The 20,397-nt window shown below is 51.6% G+C and carries 14 protein-coding genes; 2 read left to right on the forward strand and 12 right to left on the reverse strand.

Annotation, left to right across the window (positions count from 1 at the left end):
• Window positions 1–25: 25 nt before the first annotated feature.
• Together uvrA and uvrB are read right to left on the reverse strand one after the other, a co-directional pair.
• Complete coding sequence (gene uvrA / locus KNO91_RS07445) at window positions 26–2,899, reverse strand: excinuclease ABC subunit UvrA (RefSeq protein ID WP_214817267.1); 2,874 nt, start codon at window positions 2,897–2,899, stop codon at window positions 26–28.
• Window positions 2,900–4,870, reverse strand: a complete 1,971-nt coding sequence (gene uvrB / locus KNO91_RS07450; RefSeq protein ID WP_214817270.1) for an excinuclease ABC subunit UvrB — start codon at window positions 4,868–4,870, stop codon at window positions 2,900–2,902.
• Window positions 4,871–5,321: 451 nt separating this feature from the next.
• Here uvrB and KNO91_RS07455 point away from each other — a divergent pair, with 451 nt between their 5' ends.
• Both KNO91_RS07455 and glpK read left to right on the forward strand, forming a co-directional pair.
• A complete protein-coding gene (locus KNO91_RS07455; RefSeq protein WP_214817273.1) occupies window positions 5,322–6,029 on the forward strand; it encodes an MIP/aquaporin family protein in 708 nt (235 codons plus the stop codon).
• Window positions 6,030–6,057: 28 nt separating this feature from the next.
• On the forward strand, window positions 6,058–7,575 hold the full coding sequence (gene glpK / locus KNO91_RS07460; protein ID WP_214795420.1) for a glycerol kinase GlpK: 1,518 nt from the start codon (window positions 6,058–6,060) through the stop codon (window positions 7,573–7,575).
• Window positions 7,576–7,640: 65 nt separating this feature from the next.
• On the opposite strand, the gene KNO91_RS07465 is transcribed toward glpK, so the two are convergent.
• The 10 genes from KNO91_RS07465 to secA form a co-directional block, all read right to left on the reverse strand.
• Window positions 7,641–8,795: a PDZ domain-containing protein gene (locus KNO91_RS07465; RefSeq protein ID WP_353048756.1), complete on the reverse strand. Its 1,155-nt coding sequence runs from the start codon at window positions 8,793–8,795 to the stop codon at window positions 7,641–7,643.
• Between the two features lie 28 nt (window positions 8,796–8,823).
• Window positions 8,824–10,227, reverse strand: coding sequence for a S41 family peptidase (locus KNO91_RS07470; protein WP_214817276.1), 1,404 nt, complete (start codon window positions 10,225–10,227; stop codon window positions 8,824–8,826).
• A gap of 101 nt (window positions 10,228–10,328) precedes the next feature.
• Window positions 10,329–11,669, reverse strand: a complete 1,341-nt coding sequence (locus KNO91_RS07475; RefSeq protein ID WP_214817279.1) for a murein hydrolase activator EnvC family protein — start codon at window positions 11,667–11,669, stop codon at window positions 10,329–10,331.
• Window positions 11,670–11,692: 23 nt separating this feature from the next.
• On the reverse strand, window positions 11,693–12,595 hold the full coding sequence (gene ftsX / locus KNO91_RS07480) for a permease-like cell division protein FtsX (protein WP_214795411.1): 903 nt from the start codon (window positions 12,593–12,595) through the stop codon (window positions 11,693–11,695).
• Window positions 12,585–13,271 (reverse strand): cell division ATP-binding protein FtsE, encoded by a 687-nt coding sequence (gene ftsE / locus KNO91_RS07485; RefSeq protein WP_214795409.1) that lies wholly within the window; start codon window positions 13,269–13,271, stop codon window positions 12,585–12,587. Before ftsE ends, ftsX begins: the two co-directional genes overlap by 11 nt.
• A gap of 353 nt (window positions 13,272–13,624) precedes the next feature.
• Window positions 13,625–15,232, reverse strand: a complete 1,608-nt coding sequence (locus KNO91_RS07490; protein WP_214795407.1) for a BCCT family transporter — start codon at window positions 15,230–15,232, stop codon at window positions 13,625–13,627.
• A gap of 113 nt (window positions 15,233–15,345) precedes the next feature.
• The gene (gene cccB / locus KNO91_RS07495; RefSeq protein WP_012726941.1) at window positions 15,346–15,681 is read right to left on the reverse strand and encodes a cytochrome c551; all 336 of its coding nucleotides are present in this window, start codon (window positions 15,679–15,681) and stop codon (window positions 15,346–15,348) included.
• A 108-nt stretch (window positions 15,682–15,789) separates the two neighbouring features.
• Complete coding sequence (locus KNO91_RS07500; protein ID WP_214795405.1) at window positions 15,790–16,647, reverse strand: YitT family protein; 858 nt, start codon at window positions 16,645–16,647, stop codon at window positions 15,790–15,792.
• A gap of 61 nt (window positions 16,648–16,708) precedes the next feature.
• Window positions 16,709–17,809 carry a peptide chain release factor 2 gene (gene prfB / locus KNO91_RS07505; protein ID WP_214693596.1) on the reverse strand — a complete coding sequence of 367 codons (1,101 nt, stop codon included), beginning with the start codon at window positions 17,807–17,809 and terminating at the stop codon, window positions 16,709–16,711.
• Window positions 17,810–17,864: 55 nt separating this feature from the next.
• Complete coding sequence (gene secA, locus KNO91_RS07510) at window positions 17,865–20,387, reverse strand: preprotein translocase subunit SecA (RefSeq protein ID WP_214795403.1); 2,523 nt, start codon at window positions 20,385–20,387, stop codon at window positions 17,865–17,867.
• Window positions 20,388–20,397: the final 10 nt, after the last annotated feature.

Here is a 20,397-nt window from a genome sequence, read left to right on the forward strand (position 1 = left end):
TTCCCGTTTCTCACCATTTCTATACTTATTTCTTTTTTCCTGCTTTTGGTTTCACACGAGCCGCATCTCGTTCGAGTACCGGCTTCAAGTACTTGCCGGTATACGAGCCAGACACTTCCGCGACTTCTTCCGGCGTTCCCGTCGCGACGATGAGTCCGCCACCGTCTCCGCCCTCTGGTCCGAGGTCGATCAAATAATCGGCCGACTTGATAACGTCGAGGTTATGTTCGATGACGAGTACCGTATCCCCGTTCTCGACGAGGCGCTGCAACACTTTCAACAAGCGCGCGATGTCGTCGACGTGGAGACCTGTCGTCGGTTCATCCAAAATATAAATCGTCTTCCCGGTCGAGCGTTTATGGAGCTCCGAGGCGAGTTTCACACGCTGCGCTTCCCCACCCGAGAGTTCCGTCGCCGGCTGACCGAGTTTCATATAGCCAAGACCGACGTCATAGATCGTCTGGATCTTCCGCTTGATTTTCGGAATTTTGTCAAAGAATTCGAGCCCTTCCTCAATTGTCATATCGAGGACATCGGCAATCGTCTTCCCTTTATATTTCACTTCGAGCGTCTCACGGTTATATCGTTTACCGTGACAGACCTCACACGGTACGTACACGTCCGGTAAGAAGTGCATCTCGATTTTGATGATCCCGTCCCCACGGCACGCTTCGCAGCGTCCGCCTTTGACGTTGAAACTGAAACGTCCTTTCTTATACCCTCGCATCTTCGCTTCGTTCGTCGAGGCAAAGACGTCGCGGATGTCGTCGAAGACGCCCGTATACGTCGCCGGGTTCGAACGCGGTGTACGTCCGATTGGGGATTGGTCGATATCGATGACTTTGTCGATATGCTCGAGACCTTCAATCTTCTTATGCTTCCCTGGTTTCGCTTTGGCACGGTTCATGTTGTGCGCGAGCGATTTATAGAGAATCTCGTTGATGAGTGTCGACTTCCCAGAACCCGATACGCCCGTCACGGCGACGAACATCCCGAGCGGAATCGAGACGTCGACATCTTTCAAGTTGTTCTCTTCCGCCTTGATGATTTTCAAGAAACGCTCGTCCGGCATCTTCCGTTCAACTGGGAGCGGAATGAACTTCTTCCCGGCGAGATATTGCCCCGTGAGCGAGTTCTTGTTTTTCATGAGTTGCTTCGGTGTCCCGGCGGCGATGACTTGTCCACCGTGCTCCCCGGCACCCGGTCCGATATCAATCAAATAGTCGGCTTCCATCATCGTGTCCTCATCATGCTCGACGACGATGAGCGTGTTGCCGATGTCCCGCATCTGTTTGAGCGTCGCGATCAAGCGGTCGTTATCTCGTTGATGAAGACCAATTGATGGTTCATCGAGGACGTACAAGACACCTGTGAGGCGTGAACCGATTTGCGTCGCGAGGCGAATTCGCTGCGCTTCCCCACCTGAGAGTGTTCCTGCAGCACGAGACAGCGTCAAATAGTCGAGACCGACGTTATTCAAGAAGCTGAGTCGTTCCCGAATCTCCTGCAAGATGAGACGGGCAATGGCGATATCCTTTTCACTGAGCTGTTCATTGAGCTCTTCGAAGAACGCGAGGGCGTTCACGACCGACTTCTCCGTCACTTGTCCGACGTGCTGTCCGGTGATCTTGACGGCGAGTGACTCTTCTTTCAAGCGATAGCCGTGACATGTCGGGCAGGCGTGGGTTGCCATATACATCTCCATCTGTTCACGGATATAGTCGGACGTCGTCTCGCGGTAGCGGCGTTCGATGTTACGGAGCACCCCTTCAAAGAAGATTGTGTTCGTCCGGACTTGACCGAAGTCGTTCTCGTAGCGGAACAGGAATGACTCTTCCGAAGAACCGTTCAAGACGAGCTCTTGGTCACGCTTCGACAGGCGCTCGAACGGCACGTCCATGTCGATGTTGAAATGCTGACACATCGCCGCTAACAGTTGCGGATAGTACTGGGAACTCGTCGGCTGCCATGCAGCGATTGCCCCTTCTTTTAACGTTTTCGATGGGTCTGGTATGACGAGTTCCGGGTCGACATCTAATTTCGTCCCGAGTCCGTCACATGTCGGGCAAGCCCCGAACGGTGAGTTGAAGGAGAACATGCGTGGCTCGAGCTCTCCGATCGAGAATCCACAAATCGGGCAGGCATGGTGTTCGCTGAAGAGAAGCTCAGTACCGTCCATCTTGTCGATGATGACACGTCCGTCGGCGAGACGTAATGCCGTCTCGAGAGAGTCGGCGAGGCGTCCTTCGACATCAGGTCGGACGACGAGACGGTCGACAACGACTTCGATGGAATGCTTTTTGTTTTTGTCGAGCTCGATTTCATCCGTCAGCTCGATCGTCTCTCCGTTCACACGGACACGGACGAACCCTTCTTTTTTCAACGAGTCGAACACTTTGACGTGCGTCCCTTTACGACCTGACACAATCGGTGCCAAAATCTGAAGTCGGGTTCGTTCCGGCAACTCCATCACTTGGTCGACCATCTGAGAGATGGTCTGACTCGAAATCTCGATTCCATGGTTCGGACAAACCGGTTTCCCGATACGTGCGAACAGGAGTCGGAGATAGTCATAAATCTCGGTCACCGTCCCGACCGTCGAACGTGGGTTTCGGCTCGTCGTCTTCTGGTCGATTGAGATGGCAGGACTTAATCCTTCAATCGTATCGACGTCCGGTTTATCCATCTGTCCGAGGAACTGACGGGCATACGCAGACAAACTCTCGACGTAGCGGCGCTGTCCTTCCGCATAAATCGTGTCGAACGCGAGCGACGATTTCCCGGAGCCGGACAAGCCCGTCAAGACGACGAGCTGGTCACGTGGGATATCAATATCGATATTTTTTAAGTTATTGACGCGTGCCCCTTTGATGACAATCGCATTTTTCTTTTCAGCCATTTAATTCCCTACCTTCAACTCCAAGATTAAGTCACGCAATTCGGCCGCTCGTTCGAACTGAAGATCGCGCGCCGCTTGCTTCATTTCTTCTTCTAATTTGGCAATCGCTGCCTCGCGTTCGGCCGGTTTCATCGTACTGAGTGATTCGAGCGCCTCTTCCTCGGCCTCGACCGTCGCTCGGATGACGCCACGAACGTCTTTACGAATTGTCTGTGGCGTGATGCCATGTTCTTCATTATAAGCTTGTTGAATCGTACGACGACGATCCGTCTCTTCGATGGCTCTTGCCATCGAGTCGGTCATCTTGTCCGCGAACAGGATGACGTGTCCGTTCGCATTACGGGCCGCCCGCCCAATCGTCTGAATGAGCGAACGGTCAGAACGAAGGAACCCTTCCTTATCGGCATCAAGAATCGTCACGAGACTGACTTCAGGAATGTCGAGTCCTTCCCGCAACAAGTTGATTCCAACGAGCACGTCGTATTTCCCGAGACGAAGATCTCGGATGATTTCAATCCGTTCGAGCGTCTTGATCTCGGAGTGCATATAGTTGACCTTGATTCCCGCTTCACGCAAGTAGTCGGACAAGTCCTCTGCCATCTTCTTCGTGAGCGTCGTCACGAGGACACGCTCGTCTCGCTTGATGCGTTCGCGAATCTGGTCCATCAAATAATCGATCTGACCTTTAATCGGATGAATCTCGATCGTCGGGTCGAGCAGTCCCGTCGGACGAATGATCTGCTCGATCATGTGCGGTGTATGTTCGAGCTCATACGGACCTGGTGTCGCCGAGATGAAGATCGCTTGTGAGACTTTCTTCTCGAACTCATCGAACTTGAGCGGACGGTTGTCTTTCGCAGACGGGAGACGGAACCCGTGGTCGACGAGCACTTGTTTCCGCGCCTGGTCTCCGTTATACATCCCGCGTACTTGCGGCAGCGTCACGTGCGACTCATCGGCAACGAGCAGGAAGTCTTCTGGGAAGTAATCGATCAATGTATATGGGGTCGAGCCTTCTGGCATTAAGTTCAAGTGTCGCGAATAGTTCTCGATGCCTGAACAATACCCCATTTCACGCATCATCTCCAAATCGTAATGCGTTCGCTGTTCGAGACGTTGCGCTTCAAGCAGCTTCCCTTCCTCACGGAACTTTTCGAGTTGCTCTTCGAGTTCCGCTTCGATATTAACGATTGCCTTTTGAAGTTTTTCATCGCGTGTGACGAAGTGGGATGCCGGGAAGATGGCGACGTGATCTCGGTCTGCGATGATTTCTCCCGTCAACGGGTCCATTTCACGGATTCGATCGATCTCATCACCGAAAAATTCGATTCGCATACAGTGTTCGTCACGCGAAGCCGGGAAGATCTCGACGACGTCCCCACGGACACGGAACCGTCCGCGCTGGAAATCGATATCGTTTCGTTCATATTGAATGTCGATGAGTTTACGAAGCATCTCGTCACGCCCCATCTCTTTTCCGACCCGAAGGCTGAGGACGAGACTGCGGTATTCTTCTGGGTTACCGAGACCATATATACAAGAGACCGATGCGACGATGATGACGTCATCCCGCTCAAAGAGAGCCGACGTCGCCGAGTGACGCAGCTTATCGATTTCATCGTTAATGGAAGCATCCTTCTCGATGAACGTATCGGTCGAAGGAACGTACGCTTCCGGCTGATAATAGTCGTAATAACTGACAAAGTATTCGACCGCGTTGTTCGGGAAGAATTCTTTGAACTCGGAATAGAGTTGACCCGCGAGCGTCTTGTTGTGGGCAAGGACGAGTGTCGGTTTCTTCACTTCTTGAATGACGTTCGAGACAGTAAACGTCTTCCCTGTTCCAGTCGCCCCGAGGAGCGTCTGATAACGGTCTCCCCGATTCACGCCTTCGACAAGCTGCCGAATCGCTTCAGGCTGGTCACCTCCTGGTTGAAATTCAGAATGTAATGCAAACGGGATCGATTCCATAAGATACTCCTCACCTTCTCATTTCATAAGTGTCTTTATTATATCATAGACACGAACAAATATTCGCTTATTAGCTTGTAGATGGATATATTCCATTTCTCTTTCATATCATCTTTTCTTTTTCCGTTACCGTCTCAAAAGAAACATCCAATCTCACGCCAATCATCATCTGAGAGTTTAATCGTAATCGCTTTTGTGACATAGGACACGAAAAGTCGAATCCTGGACCTTGTTCCTATTCGATTAAAATTCCCACGATTTTAAAAACGGAAGCCAAATTGGTGTATATTTCGCTCCCTGTCTGCTCCTTTATGTGAAGTTTACAGGTGTAAATGTGAACATTTGTAGGAAAAAAGTAGGATTTTTGAAAAACACTGTTTTAAAACGCTTACATTTTGGGCATATAATGAAGTGGTAAGTCAAATTGCATAGGGAGAAAGGGGAGTATCACATGTCAGCATTTGTAAGTGAAATTATCGGTACGATGCTATTGATTCTGCTCGGTAACGGTGTCGTCGCCGGCGTCGTCCTCCGCCATTCCAAAGCGGAAAACTCTGGCTGGATTGTTATCACAATGGGTTGGGGTCTCGCGGTTATGGTCGGGGTCTACGCAGCCGGTATTTACGGAGGCGCACACATCAACCCTGCCGTCACGATTGGTCTCGCGACAGCAGGAGAATTCCCATGGGCCGATGTCCCACTCTACATCCTTGCTCAGTTTATCGGAGCGTTCATCGGGGCATGTTTGGTGTATGTCCACTACAAGCCGCACTACGATGCGACGGACGATCCAGGTTTGAAACTCGCAACGTTCTCAACTGCACCAGGTATTCGCAACACACCATCTAACTTGATCGGTGAGATTATCGGAACATTCGTCCTTTTGTTTGCGTTGTTGTCATTCGGGGCAAACACATTCGCAGATGGACTCAACCCGCTCATCGTCGGTTTCTTGATTGTCTCAATCGGTCTCTCACTAGGTGGTACGACGGGATATGCGATCAACCCAGCGCGTGACCTTGGGCCACGTATCGCCCACGCTGTCCTTCCGATTAAAGGAAAAGGTTCATCTGACTGGGGCTATTCATGGATTCCAGTCGTTGGTCCGATTATTGGTGCTGTCATTGCCGCTCTCGTATATGGCATTCTCGTCCCTTAACACATAATTTTGAAGGAGGAAATCACATATGGCGAAAGAAAAACGTTATATTCTAGCATTGGACCAAGGAACGACAAGTTCACGGGCAATCATTTTTGATCATGATGGAAAAATTGTCACAGTCGCACAACGCGAATTCAAACAATATTTCCCAAAACCAGGCTGGGTCGAGCATAACGCCAATGAAATTTGGGGTTCTGTCCTCGCGGTCATGGCGGAAGCGTTCGGTTCGGCGGATATCGATCCGAATGAAATCGCTGGAATCGGGATCACGAACCAACGTGAGACAGCAGTCGTTTGGGAGAAAGAAACAGGACGCCCTGTTTACAACGCGGTCGTTTGGCAATCACGTCAAACTGCTGATATCTGTGAAGAACTAAAAGCAGCAGGTCACTCGGATATGGTCCGTGACAAAACAGGTCTCCTCATCGATGCCTACTTCTCAGGTACGAAAGTGAAATGGATTTTGGATAACGTCGAAGGCGCTCGTGAGAAAGCCGAAAACGGTGAACTCCTCTTCGGAACAATCGATACATGGCTCATCTGGAAACTCTCAGGTGGTAAAGCCCACGTAACGGATTATTCGAACGCATCACGTACACTCATGTATAACATTTACGAACAGAAGTGGGATGACGAGTTACTCGAAATCTTGACGGTACCGAAATCAATGCTTCCTGAAGTCAAACCTTCGAGTGAAGTATATGCAAACACGATCCCATATCACTTCTTCGGATTCGAAGTACCAATCGCCGGCGCGGCTGGTGACCAACAGGCTGCCTTGTTCGGTCAAACATGCTTCGAAAAAGGTGAAGGAAAGAACACGTACGGTACAGGTTGCTTCATGCTCATGAACACGGGTGAAGAAGCCGTCAAATCGGATCACGGTCTTTTGACGACAATCGCATGGGGCTATAACGGAAAAGTTGAGTATGCGCTCGAAGGTTCAATCTTCGTGGCCGGTTCGGCAATTCAATGGCTCCGTGACGGATTACGGATGCTGAAATCAGCGAAAGACTCAGAACAATATGCGACGCGTATCGAATCGACAGAAGGCGTATACGTCGTACCAGCCTTCGTTGGTCTCGGTGCACCATACTGGAACTCTGACGTTCGTGGAGCCATCTTCGGCCTCACACGCGGAACAGAGAAAGAACAGTTGGTCCGTGCGACGATCGAGTCACTCGCTTATCAGACGCGTGACGTCCTCACATCGATGGAGAACGATTCAGGTATCAACTTGAAGACACTCCGTGTCGATGGTGGAGCCGTCAGCAACAACTTCCTCATGCAGTTCCAATCGGACATCCTCGACGTTCCGGTTGAACGTCCGGAAGTGAGTGAAACGACTGCACTCGGTGCCGCTTACTTGGCAGGTCTCGCTGTTGGTTTCTGGAAAGACCAAGCAGAGATCAAAGAGCAGTGGAAACTCGATAAGAAGTTCGAGCCAAACATGGACGAGTCTCATCGCGAAGCACTCTACAAAGGTTGGCAACACGCCGTCGAAGCAACGATGGCATTCAAACCATCAAAACTTGACGTATAAGATGAAAGGGCATCCTAACGGGTGCCCTTTTCGTATGCAAAAAAAGAGTACCCGTTAGGATACTCTTACAATTTACGGAGGCGGACACGTGGACTCGTCGGCTCCCCGACGAACAAGATACCGAGTTCGTGTGGATCGGTCTCATACATCGCACGCTGAACGAAACGGATGTCCCCGTTCAGATTCAGCACTTCGAGCTTGATGTACGGTTTATGTTGCTGGAGCGCCTCGTAAAAGCTATGCCCTCCTGTGATGATCGTTCCATTGACTTTATAAATCGATTCACCTGGGATGAGTTGCATCGCCTCTCCCGGTGAATTCGGAAGCGTGTCGACGATGACCGCCCCGCGATTTCCATTGATGAAGACAGGTGTCGTGCCACGATTTTCTCGTTTGATCCACTGAAGCCCAAGCTCATATAGCACGAACAAGGCAAACACGGCATAGTCGACATATGGAATCTCCCATACATACGAGAGACCAAATAGACCGAGAGCAATCAATGCGAGCACTGCGCGATAATTGCTCAATCGTGCAAGTAGCGTTCCCGGCAATGCGCCGGTCGACAACAAGCTGACTCCGATTGGAATCGGAAGAATGATGGGAACCATCGGCCAGTCGAGACCGAACGTCGGTGGCAAGAAGACGACAAGCGGGAAAAACCAAATCCGTTTGACGACATGCCCCCCGATGAACTGACCGCGTTTCGATAAGATCAGTGTCGGGGACGTCTCTTTTGGTCCATTCCAGCGTAAAAGGATCGCTTCCGCGAGCGTGACGAGCCCGAACGTGAGGGCATATACCGTCCAATCGACTCGAGCGAGCTCGATCACCCAATCACTGAGCGCCCCATAAGAGACGACATCGCGCAACATGACGACCCCGAACAAGACGAGAAGCGGAAGCACCGGATTGAAGAATCGCGGATGCATCGTCAACACCACTAGCGTATAGAGCACTGTGAACGAGACGGCCCACTCAAACGTGATGGTCGTCTCAAGTACGATCGTCGCGGCTGATGCGAGGACCGCTAGAAGAAGACTTGGCCAGATGAAATGCTTCCATTCCGACTTCGGCGAGCGTCGTCTCGAACGAAACATGGCTCGTTCTCGTTTGACTCGTGTCATCGATATGTATGTAAGGGCGACGAGCGTCACCCAAAACAGCGGACTACCTAACAACGTCAATAAAGCCGTAACACTCATTCGTACAACTTCCACGCGGTCCAATCCTTTCTTTCATTCAACGTTATTTTGCGGCTTCTTCGAGCGCTCGGTTCAATTGGGCATCGTTCGCCTCATCTTGAATCGCCTCGAGCAACTTCGATTCGAGCGCCGAAGCGGTCTCTTCATCGACAGTCCCTGAAGCCTCGAGACCATTGTCTGTCTGGAATGCTTTCACGGCTTCTGCCATCGTGTCTCCGAAGTATCCCGGTTGACCACCTGGCTCGTAGCCGATTCCCGTCAAAATTTTATGCAAGTTCGAGACGGCATCGCCGTAATCGCCGACTTTTAGTGACTCTTCTTCTGTCAAGACACGGGTCACATTAAAGTAATCTGGTTGAGCCACTTCAATATCCGGCTCGATTCCTTTTTTATTGATCCAGTTCCCGTCTGGCGTGAGCCATTTGCTCGTCGTCAACTTCAGGTTGCTACCGTCCTCTAAATCAAATGCCGTCTGGACGACGCCTTTCCCGAACGTCTTCGTTCCGATGATTGTTGCGCCTGCTCCTTCTTTCATCGCACCCGTCAAAATCTCAGATGCCGAGGCAGAGCCCTCATCCGTCAAGACGAAAAGATTGTACGGTTTTGCTTCGCGGGCGCGACCATTTTGAGCGTCACGGTCCCCGTCCGCATTCTCGATTTGAACGACCGGTTTTGATGTCGGGACGAACCCTTCAGACATCTCGATGACGGCTGGTAAGAGCCCACCTGGGTTCCCACGCACGTCGATGATCAAGCTATCGATATCCTCTGACTCGAGCTGTTCGAGCTGTTCGAGAAACTCATCGGCCGTCGGTTCGGAGAACTGTGTCACTTGAAGATAGCCAATCTTTTTACCGTCCTGCTCTTTCACTTCTGAGAACACCGTCTCGATTGGGATCGTGTCACGCGTGATCTCATAGTCCGCCGTCTGACTGCCACGGCGAATCGTCAATGTGACGGTCGTCCCTTTTTCCCCTCGGATGAGTTGGACGGCTTCTTGTACATCCATTCCTTCGATCGACTCCCCGTCGACCGCTGTGATGATGTCACCGGGGCGAAGGCCCGCCTCCTCGGCTGGAGCGCCTTTGATCGGAGCGACGATTAAGATGTCTTCTCCTTTCTTCTCCAAAGTTGCGCCGATTCCTTCAAAACTCGATTCAATCGAGTCAGTAAATTGCGATGTTTCTTCCGCGTCCAAGAAATCCGAGTATGGATCATCGAGTGCTGCGGTCATGCCGTCGAGCGCTCCTGTCAATAAATCCTCTTCCGAGATGTCTTGTAACGAATGTTCCTCAATCAAATCACGCACTTGGTCGACTTTATCCCAGCCTTCCGCATTCGTCTGAATCGGAAGTGATGTGTCTGTAAACGCCATCGTCGCAAGGCCTGCACCGGCCCCAGCCACGAACGTTGTGCCAGCGAGTAGTCCTGCGGTTGAATTTTTCACGGGTTGGTCCCTCATTTCTCTTTGTAAGTCTTTTCATTAGTATAGCAAAAACGAGAGGAAAAGCGGACGCGTTCCACATATTTGGGACGCGTCCGCTTTAGTCAGTATCCAATATACGGGGCTGGGTCAATCGCATTCGGTTGTCCCGGTGCCCATTTTCCTCGATGTAACTCAAAGTGGAGGTGCGGTCCGGTCGACCAGCCGGTGTTGCCGAGCGTCCCGACCGTCTGTCCTGCCGCGACTTGTTGACCGGCGCCGACCGTGATGGCGTTCAGATGGGCGTAGACGGTCGTCCAAATCTCCCCGTTCATGACGTGAGAGACGAAAACGACGTTCCCATATCCGGTCGCCGGTGCCGCCTTGATGACCACACCCGGTGCGCTCGCGACAATCGGTGTCCCTTGGGCGTTGACGAGGTCGATCCCCTTATGGATCTCAGGGACACCTGTCAACGGATTGTTCCGCGGTCCGAACGGGCTCGAGACGTAACCGGACACGGGGCGGACAAATCTAGTCGACGTGGACACATTCGTCGGCGTTTCAGCCGGCTGTGCTGGCGGTGGAGCCACTTCAGGTACTACGACCTCTGTCTCCGCTTCCCGTTTCTCTGCTTCGGCGCGCGCCCGCTCTTCCGCAGCACGTGCCTCAGCTTCCCGTTTCGCGCGTTCTGCAGCCTCGGCGGCTTCGCGTTCTGCCGTTGCAATCGCCTCGAGCTGTTCGCTGATAATCCGGTTCTGTTCGGCCATGACCGCCTGCTCTTCACTGCGCGTCATTTTCTCGAGTTCGAGTTGCTCGACTTGTTCGTTCAGTTCGACCAACAAATCGCGCTTCTTCTCGGCCGTCCGGTCAAGGTCTTGTTTCGTGATGACGAGTTCACGCTCTTTTTGTTTGATGAAAGAGAGTTGGGTGCGCTGAGTCGTCTCTAACGACTCGAGACGTTCCATCTCACTCATATAGTTATGTATGAGCTCCCGGTCCTGCTCAGCGATCGTGCGGGCCGTCATGACCCGTGTCACGAAATCACCGAAGGAACGGGACTCAAAAATGACTTGTAGATAGGAAGTATCTTCATGTACTTGCAAGACGCGAAGGCGCTCATTCAATAAATCCTTCTGGCTTTCTAAGTACTCTTCCTGAACGGAAAGTTGTTGGCGGGTCGCCTCGAGCTCTTCACGGGCCGTATCGACCTCGTGTTGTTGAATCGCGATTTGTTCACTCAAATCATTCAATCGGTCATCGACGACGTGAATCTCCGTCTGCACGGCATCACGCTCTGCCTCGGTGACCTCGAGCTCGGCGTCTGTCTCGGCCTGCGCTTTTTTCGACTCCTCCAATTCATTGGACAATCGATCTTGTCGAGCTTTTAACGTGTCTTTCTCTGTCGCCATGACTGGCATGGCAAGTAACGATACACACAACCCTAGCGCAAGCGAACGTTTCATCCGCCAACTCCTCCTTATTTAAGTTAGATTTTCAAGAAGCGACCGAGCGATGTCGTCGATCCCCAGATCCCGATGAACGCACCGAGTGCAAGTAAGACGAGCGATACTTGTACCGTGAGCGTCGATGGATCAATCAACTTAAATATATCACTATTCAATTGATCAAGCGATGGTTGTAAAGCACTATATGCGACGTCATATCCGAAATAAATGACGAGAATCGGGACGAGAGCACCAAGCATACCGAGAAGCAGTCCTTCGATAAAGAACGGCCAGCGGATAAAGCTGTTCTTCGCTCCGACGAGTCGCATGATTTCAATCTCACGACGACGTGAGAAGATTGTCATCTTGATCGTATTCGAGATCAAGAACATCGCCATCAATGTCAATCCGACAATCAACGCGAGTCCACCGATGCGAATCCCGTTGAAGAAGGCAAACATTTTATCGATGTAGTCTTTTCCGTACTTCACATCGTCGACATTATCGAGTGAACTGACCGATTCGGCCACTTTCTCTAGTTCTGTCGGGTCTTGTGCTTTGACGATGTAACGGGCGTGGAGCGGATTGTCTTTCTCAACCGTTCCGTATGCTGCCGCATCATCCCCGAGTTGAGTTTGGAATTTCTGTAACTCATCCTCTTTCGAGCTGAACGTGACCGTCGAGACTCCCGGTACCTGTTCAATGTTCTGTCCGAGCTTCTCTACCGAGTTCTCATCCGCTGTCCGGGTGATGAACACTTGAATCTCGACATCGTTCTCGACGTTGTCTGAGATCTCGTTGACGTTGAACATGACGAGTGCGAAGACACCGACAAGCAACAAAGTGATTGTCACGGCACTGATTGCCGCGAACGACATCCATCCATTACGAAGTGTTCCTTTGAACCCTTCACGCAAATGGCGCAATCCAGTCTTAAACATCATAGCCATATGCTCCTTTCTCTTCATCGCGAACTACTTTACCACTCTCAATCGCGATGACGCGGTGACGAATCTTATCGACGATGTCACGGTTGTGCGTCGCCATGACGATTGTCGCCCCGCGGCGGTGAATTTCTTCAAACACTTCCATAATGCCCCATGCCGTTTCCGGGTCCAAGTTTCCCGTCGGCTCATCGGCGATGATCAGCTTCGGCTTGTTCACGATCGCTCGAGCGATCGAGACACGCTGCTGTTCCCCACCTGAGAGTTCATCTGGATAGTTGCGCGCCTTGTTTTTCAATCCGACAAGGTTCAACACATCCATGACTTGTTTACGAATCGACGACGTGTCTGCTCCGACGACTTCTAACGCGAACGCGACGTTCTCATAGACAGTGAGTGTCGGCAACAATTTGAAGTCTTGGAAGATGACGCCGAGTTGGCGACGTAACTTCGGCACATGCCGGTCTTTTAATTTTCCGACATCGAGCCCATCAATCAATAATTGACCAGCTGTCGGTTTCTCCTCACGATAAATCATCTTCATGAATGTCGACTTTCCGGCTCCGGAAGGTCCGACCACATAAAGGAACTCGCCGTCGCGAATCTCTAGATCGAGGTCATCCATGGCAACGACGCCGTTTGGATATACTTTACTGACTTTTTGCATCGAAATCATAACGTATTCCCTACCCTTTTTTTAATATTTGTATGCATCTATGACGAAGTTGAATCAATTGTTTTAGTTACTGTATATTTCGCCTAGAGTCTTTTTTACAGGAAACAACTCCCTCTGTCAAGGTATCGTTTTTCATGTTCGCCTGGTCAAAAAATCATCTAGGGCATAGTTGAAGCGACTACAATTATATCAATCCAACTTTTAAAAGACCATTACAGGAGTATTTCAGTTCGATTGAGTTCGGTGGGAAAATGTCGCCAAGAACCTTGCCTTCTCTATATGTAAGAAAAAGTTGAAACTGAACTTCAAAAAGGGTGCTCCCGTAGGAACACCCTTCACGATATCGTCAAATGTTAGTCATGTGGTTTTTCTTTCAATGCATCAAACGGAGATTTTTTCCGCTTCCGATATTTGATATGAATCGTCGAAGACTCATAATCATCGGAGGCACGAATGTCCCGACTCGACACCCGGACGAACGACCACGCCAGGAGGAACATGATAAAGATTAACGGGAACCCACCGACGATACTTGCCGTCTGTAACGTATCAAGTCCACCGAGGAACATGAGCGTAAGCGGCATGATGGCGAGTGCGAATGCCCAGAAGAGACGGTTCCAAACGATTGGCTCGTCCTCGACATGCTTCTGTGTGACTGACGCCAAGATGTAAGACGATGAGTCGAACGTCGTCGCCAAGAAGATGATGGCGAGAAGTGTGAATACGCCGACAACGACCTTCCCGAACGGCAATTGACTGATGATGGCAATAATCGTCGGAGCCGGACCGTTCGCCGCCATGTAACCGACGACATCGAACGTGCCGCTCAAGTGGAGGTAGAGACCATAGTTCCCGAGTATCCCGAAGAACAGGATACAACCGAGCGTCCCGTACACCATCGTCCCAAAGATCATATTCCGAATCGTCCGGCCGCGAGAGATACGGGCGACGAACAATCCGACGAACGGTGCATATACGAGCCACCAAGCCCAGTAAAAGACGGTCCATGATTCAGGGAATCCGGTCGTCGTGAAACCACCGAAGTCACCGAACGGCTCCATCCATGTCGCCATGCGGAAGAAGTTGTCCATGACGATCCCGACTCCGTTGAATGTTGTCTCCAAAATGAAACGCGTCGGTCCAAAGATGAAGACGAACGTCAAAATCCCAAGCGCGAGCCAAATATTCAAGTCACTGAGCACTTTGATCCCGCCTTTCAGCCCGATATATGAGCTGACGGCGAAGATGACGGTACAAATCAACATGATGACGGCCTGCATACCAAGCGTGACCGGAATACCTGTCAGTTCGTTGACCCCTTCGGCAATCATCGGTGTCCCGAGAGCGAGCGTCGTCCCGGCACCACCTAATAATCCAAAAATAAATAAGATATCAATCAATTTACCGATTGGGCCGTCCGCCCATTTCCCGATCACCGGACGTACCGCTTCACTTACTTTCAATACTGATTTCTTACGGACATAGAAGAAATAGGCGATCGGCAATGCCGGTAACGTATAGATTGCCCAGGCAATCGGTCCCCAGTGGAACATGCCGTAAGCCGTCGACCACTGGATGGCTTCAGGTGACTCGGGTGTCAACCCGAACGGCGGTCCTTCATAATAGTAGACCCATTCAATGACCGACCAATAAAGGATACTAGACCCGATTCCGGCAGCAAACAACATCGCCGCCCACGAGAACGTACTAAATTCGGGTTCTTCATCTTCACGACCTAACTTGATGTGACCATTCTTACTAAAGGCAATAAAGATCAAAAATCCGAACGCGCCTAACCCCATGGCTAAGTACAATACTCCAAAGTTAGAGGTCATGTATTCGTTCGCCGCTCCAACCCATGCCTTTCCCGTCTCCGGGAAGAAGATGAGCGGTAACGTCACCCCTAACAGTAGTACAAACGAGCCGATAAAAGTCGGCCAGTCAATCAACTTCGTCTTCAATTGTCATCACTCCATTTCCATAACATCTACCATTACCCTAACAATAATTCCCCAAGGAATAACACCCCAAACAAAAAAGCACGAGGTGAATGTTCACTCCGCGCTTCCCTATCTTATTTTTTCTCAGCGAGCCAAGCGGCGACTGCCGTGATCTCTTCATCGTCTTCGAGGACGTTCGCAGGCATCGCGCCTTGACCGTTACGGATGACGTTTTCAATTTCTTCTGCCGACAAACGAGCACCGACTTGCTCGAGTGACGGACCACTCATTCCTTCAAGGTTCGCACCGTGACATGCCGCACAGTTTTGTGCGTATACCGCTTCCGCGTCAACCGATGCCGTGTTCGAGCCCGAATCCCCGTTGCTCGATGTGTCTTCTTCTTCACCGCCGCCACATGCGCCGAGTGTCAGCATGGCGCCGAGGCCGATGGCCATCATCCATTTTTTCATAACCACGTTCCCCTCCTAAGTTGTAGAAATGACCTACATTTACCATTATAGCCGTTAACGTATGCTTTCTAACCTAATCTCACGAAAAGTACACAAAGATTCCACAACTTATGGCACGTTGATATAACGTTTGTCCGACGTAAACCCTTGTCCGAGCACCTCGTGCGCCTCGCTGAAGACGAGGAACGCCTCGGGGTCGATTCGACGAATGATCTCTTTCAGTCGGCTCACCTCGCTCTGACGGACGACAATCATGAGCATCGGACGGTCGAGACGAGAATACGCCCCGATCGCCTGAATCTCCGTCGCGCCACGGTCGAGCTCTTCAAACACGGCACGGACGATAAAGTCCCGTTTCTCCGAGATGATATATGCCATCTTGTCCTGCGTGAACCCGAGCTGGACGAAGTCGATCATCTTGACCGTGATGAATAACGCGATAAGTGCATAGAGCCCGGTCGAGAACGAGAACGTGATGGCGGCCGTCAAGACGACCATGCCGTCAAGGATGGCGATACAAAGATAGAGCGGGATGTGCGTGAACTTATGTAAGATCTGCGCGATCAAGTCCATCCCTCCTGTCGAGGCACGCCCCCGGAAGATGAGTCCGAGCCCGACTCCGACTCCGACTCCACCAAAGATGGCGGCGAGTAACGTGTCGTTCACGGCAGCTCCCGCATCGATCGCCTCATAGAATAGGATGACGCCTGGTAAAAAGATCGAGCCGACGAGTGACTTCACCCCGAAGCCAAGACCGAGGATGGCCCACCCGATGATGAGCAGCAACACGTTCGCCACGAGCTGGAACGCCCCCGGCGAGATGCCGAACAGTTCATACGTGATGACCGAGATCCCGCTCACCCCGCCCGACGCGAGATTGTTCGGCAACAGGAATAAGCTGAAGGCCGAGGCGACGAACACCGAGCCGGACAACAAATACAGATAGTCTTTGACGATTTGCTTCATTAAAGAAATTCTCCTTTACAGACAACGTGGCCCAAAGACGGGAGTCTTTGAGCCACATGCATCACATATTTGTTTTACGAAGATATGCATCGATGAATGGCATGACATCGCCATCCATGACACCACTTGTGTTTCCGACCTCATGGTTTGTACGGTGGTCTTTGACCATCGAATACGGGTGGAAGACGTATGAACGGATTTGGCTACCCCAACCGATGTCCGTCTTCTCTCCACGGATCTCGTCGAGCTTACGTTGTTGCTCGTCGAGTTCGCGTTGGTACAATTTCGCTTTCAACATCTTCATCGCAGACTCACGGTTCTTGATCTGTGAACGTTCTGTCTGACATGAGACGACGACGCCTGTCGGCACGTGCGTGATCCGAACGGCAGAGTCCGTCGTGTTGATGTGCTGTCCGCCGGCACCTGACGCGCGGTACGTGTCGATGCGGAGGTCTTCTGTGCGCACTTCGATTTCGATATCGTCATCGAATTCTGGCATGACGTCACATGACACGAACGACGTGTGACGACGGCCTGACGAGTCGAACGGCGAGATGCGGACCAAACGGTGAATCCCTTTCTCCGCCTTCAAGTAACCGTATGCGTTATGACCGACGATGCGGAGCGTGACTGATTTGACGCCTGCTTCTTCACCAGGAAGGTAATCGACCGTCTCGACTTTCCAACCTTGCTTGTCTGCGAAACGCTGATACATCCGAAGGAGCATCGATGCCCAGTCTTGTGACTCGGTACCGCCCGCACCCGGGTGTAATTCTAAGATTGCGTTGTTCGCATCGTACGGTCCGTTCAAGAGGATCTCAAGCTCGAAGTCGTCGAACTCTTTCTTGAGCGATTGAATCGTCTCCGCGAGCTCTTCTTGCATCTCTGCATCCGGCTCTTCCTTGATGAGTTCAAGCGTCACTTCGCCGTCCTCATGCTGTGTCGCGAGGTCTTGGTACTTATCGACCATCGCTTTGAGGCCGTTCGACTCATCGATGACTTTCTGTGCCTTCTCTTGGTTGTCCCAAAAGTCAGGATATGTCATCTCGTTCTCGAGTTCGGCGATGCGTGCTTCTTTCTCCGTTAAGTTGAGCGAAGCTCTGTAATTCTCGAGGCGCTTCGCCATTGCCTCAAGTTCGTTCCGAATATCTGAAATTTCCATAGTGTTGATTCACCTTTCCGTAGGAAAGAGGCGAGCGGACCCGCCTCTTCAATAATTAAGCCTGTTGTCTACCGTGACAGTTCTTGAACTTTTTACCAGAGCCACACCAGCACGGATCGTTCCGGCCGATGCTGTCTTCTTTCGAACGACGGACCGGTTTCTTCTTAACCGGTGCATCTTCCTTGCCTGAGACGGCGACTTCCTCTTCGACGACTTTCTCGCGACGGAGGTTATCCCCGACTTCGGCACGGAGCACGAAGCCTGTCACTTCTTCTGAGATGGCTGCGTTCATCGCATCGAACATGTTGATCCCTTCCGCCTGATACTCGCGGAGCGGGTCGTTCTGTCCATATGCACGGAGATGAATCCCTTGACGCAACTGATCCATATGGTCGATGTGAGACATCCAGTGCGAGTCGACGGCACGGAGCACGATAATCTTCTCGAACTCGTTGAAGCGCTCAGGCGGTGCGAGTTGACGTTTCGCCTCGTACTGTTCGTTCACGCGCTCCATAAGGAGTTCGATGATCTCTTCGCGTTCTTTGCCGAAGAAGTCTTTGCCTTCGACCGCTCGTTCGAGCGCGAGCGTCTGGTTCGCCCAGTGCGCGAGCTCGTCGATGTTCCACTCTTCCGGTACGAGTTCGATCGGCGTGTATTGACCGACGCCGAGTTCGACCGTCTGTGCCATCATCGAACGGACGATATCCGTGACCGACTCGTTCTCGAGGATGCTTGAGCGGTCTTTATACATGACCTTCCGTTGGTCGGCCATGACGTTATCGTAACCGAGAAGCTGTTTACGCGCGTCATAGTTGTTACCTTCGACGCGTTTTTGAGCCGATTCGACCGCTTTCGATACCATGCGGCTCTCAATCGGTTGCGTGTCATCCATCCCGAGACGCTCCATCATGTTCTGGAGGCTGTCCGTTCCGAAGCGACGCATGAGTTCATCTTCGAGTGACAAGTAGAACTGGGATTTACCCGGGTCCCCTTGACGACCTGAACGACCACGGAGCTGGTTATCGATCCGGCGTGACTCGTGACGCTCTGTCCCGATGATATAGAGACCACCGAGGTCGACGACACCTTCGCCGAGCTTGATGTCAGTACCACGACCCGCCATGTTCGTCGCGATCGTGACCGAACCTTTTTGACCGGCGTTCTCAATGATTTCCGCCTCACGCGCGTGGTTCTTCGCGTTCAAGACGTCGTGACGAATTTTCTTCTTCGTCAAGAGCTTGCTCAAGTATTCAGACGTTTCGACAGCGACCGTACCGACGAGGATTGGTTGACCAGTCGCGTGGACGGATGCAATCTCCTCGACGACGGCTTTGAACTTCCCTTCCATCGACTTGAAGATGAGGTCCGAACGGTCCTCACGAAGGATTGGTTTGTTCGTCGGGATTGTCACGACTTGCATGTTGTAGATGTTACGGAACTCTTCTTCCTCCGTCTTCGCCGTACCAGTCATTCCGGCAAGCTTCTCATACATACGGAAGTAGTTCTGATACGTGATCGTCGCAAGCGTCATCGATTCGCGTTGAATCTCGACGCCTTCTTTCGCCTCGATCGCCTGGTGAAGACCTTCCGAGTAGCGACGTCCGTCCATGACACGACCGGTGAACTGGTCGATGATCATGACTTGTCCGTCACGCACCATATAGTCGATGTCATGATGCATGACCGCGTTCGCACGAAGGGCGAGCCCGACGTGGTGGTTGACCGCGACGTGTTCGATGGCGAACAAGTTGTCGATGCCGAAGAACTTCTCGGCGAGGTCGACCCCTTGGTCCGTCAAGAGGACCGATTTCGTCTTGATGTCGACCGTGTAATCGTCTTCCTCTTTCAACGTACGGACGAATGCATCCGCACGTGTGTAGAGCTCAGTCGATTTTTGAGCCGATCCCGAGATGATGAGCGGGGTACGCGCCTCATCGACGAGAATCGAGTCGACTTCATCGACGATCGTATAGTAGAGCTCACGCTGAACACGGTCTTCCTTATAAAGGACCATGTTGTCACGGAGGTAGTCGAAACCGAGCTCATTGTTCGTCGAGTACGTGATATCACAATTGTAGGCCGCCTGCTTCTCGACACGGTCCATGTTCGACACGTTGAGGCCGACCGAGAGACCGAGTGCGAAATAGAGCGGCTCCATGAGTTCTTTATCTCGCTTCGCCAAGTATTCGTTGACCGTTACGACGTGTACGCCACGGCCCGTGAGCGCGTTCAAGTAGACCGGAAGTGTCGCGACGAGCGTCTTTCCTTCACCGGTTTTCATTTCGGCGATGTCACCGTTATGGAGCACGTAGCCCCCGATGAGCTGGACACGATAGTGACGCATACCGAGCACTCGCTCAGATGCCTCGCGACAGACCGCGAACGCTTCTGGCAAGATGTCGTCGAGCGTCTCACCTTTGTCTAAGCGTGCACGAAACTCTTCTGTCTTCGCTTGAAGCTGTTCGTCTGACAATGCTTTGATTGGTTCGGCGAACGACTCGATCAAGTCGGCCGCTTTCTCTGCTTTTTTCAATACTCGTTTCTGTGGAGCAAATAACTCTTTCAAAAAGTTCGCCATACTCATATCT

Source organism: Exiguobacterium sp. s59 (assembly GCF_018617475.1).
Classification (GTDB): domain Bacteria; phylum Bacillota; class Bacilli; order Exiguobacteriales; family Exiguobacteriaceae; genus Exiguobacterium; species Exiguobacterium aestuarii.

Coding starts and splice junctions, on each gene's coding strand:
- KNO91_RS07455 (WP_214817273.1), top strand. CDS start 5,322: ATGTCAGCATTTGTAAGTGAAATTATCGGTACGATGCTATTGATTCTG.
- KNO91_RS07475 (WP_214817279.1), bottom strand. CDS start 11,669: ATGAAACGTTCGCTTGCGCTAGGGTTGTGTGTATCGTTACTTGCCATG.
- uvrA (WP_214817267.1), bottom strand. CDS start 2,899: ATGGCTGAAAAGAAAAATGCGATTGTCATCAAAGGGGCACGCGTCAAT.
- secA (WP_214795403.1), bottom strand. CDS start 20,387: ATGGCGAACTTTTTGAAAGAGTTATTTGCTCCACAGAAACGAGTATTG.
- ftsX (WP_214795411.1), bottom strand. CDS start 12,595: ATGATGTTTAAGACTGGATTGCGCCATTTGCGTGAAGGGTTCAAAGGA.
- uvrB (WP_214817270.1), bottom strand. CDS start 4,870: ATGGAATCGATCCCGTTTGCATTACATTCTGAATTTCAACCAGGAGGT.
- ftsE (WP_214795409.1), bottom strand. CDS start 13,271: ATGATTTCGATGCAAAAAGTCAGTAAAGTATATCCAAACGGCGTCGTT.
- glpK (WP_214795420.1), top strand. CDS start 6,058: ATGGCGAAAGAAAAACGTTATATTCTAGCATTGGACCAAGGAACGACA.
- KNO91_RS07500 (WP_214795405.1), bottom strand. CDS start 16,647: ATGAAGCAAATCGTCAAAGACTATCTGTATTTGTTGTCCGGCTCGGTG.
- prfB (WP_214693596.1), bottom strand. CDS start 17,809: ATGGAAATTTCAGATATTCGGAACGAACTTGAGGCAATGGCGAAGCGC.
- cccB (WP_012726941.1), bottom strand. CDS start 15,681: ATGAAAAAATGGATGATGGCCATCGGCCTCGGCGCCATGCTGACACTC.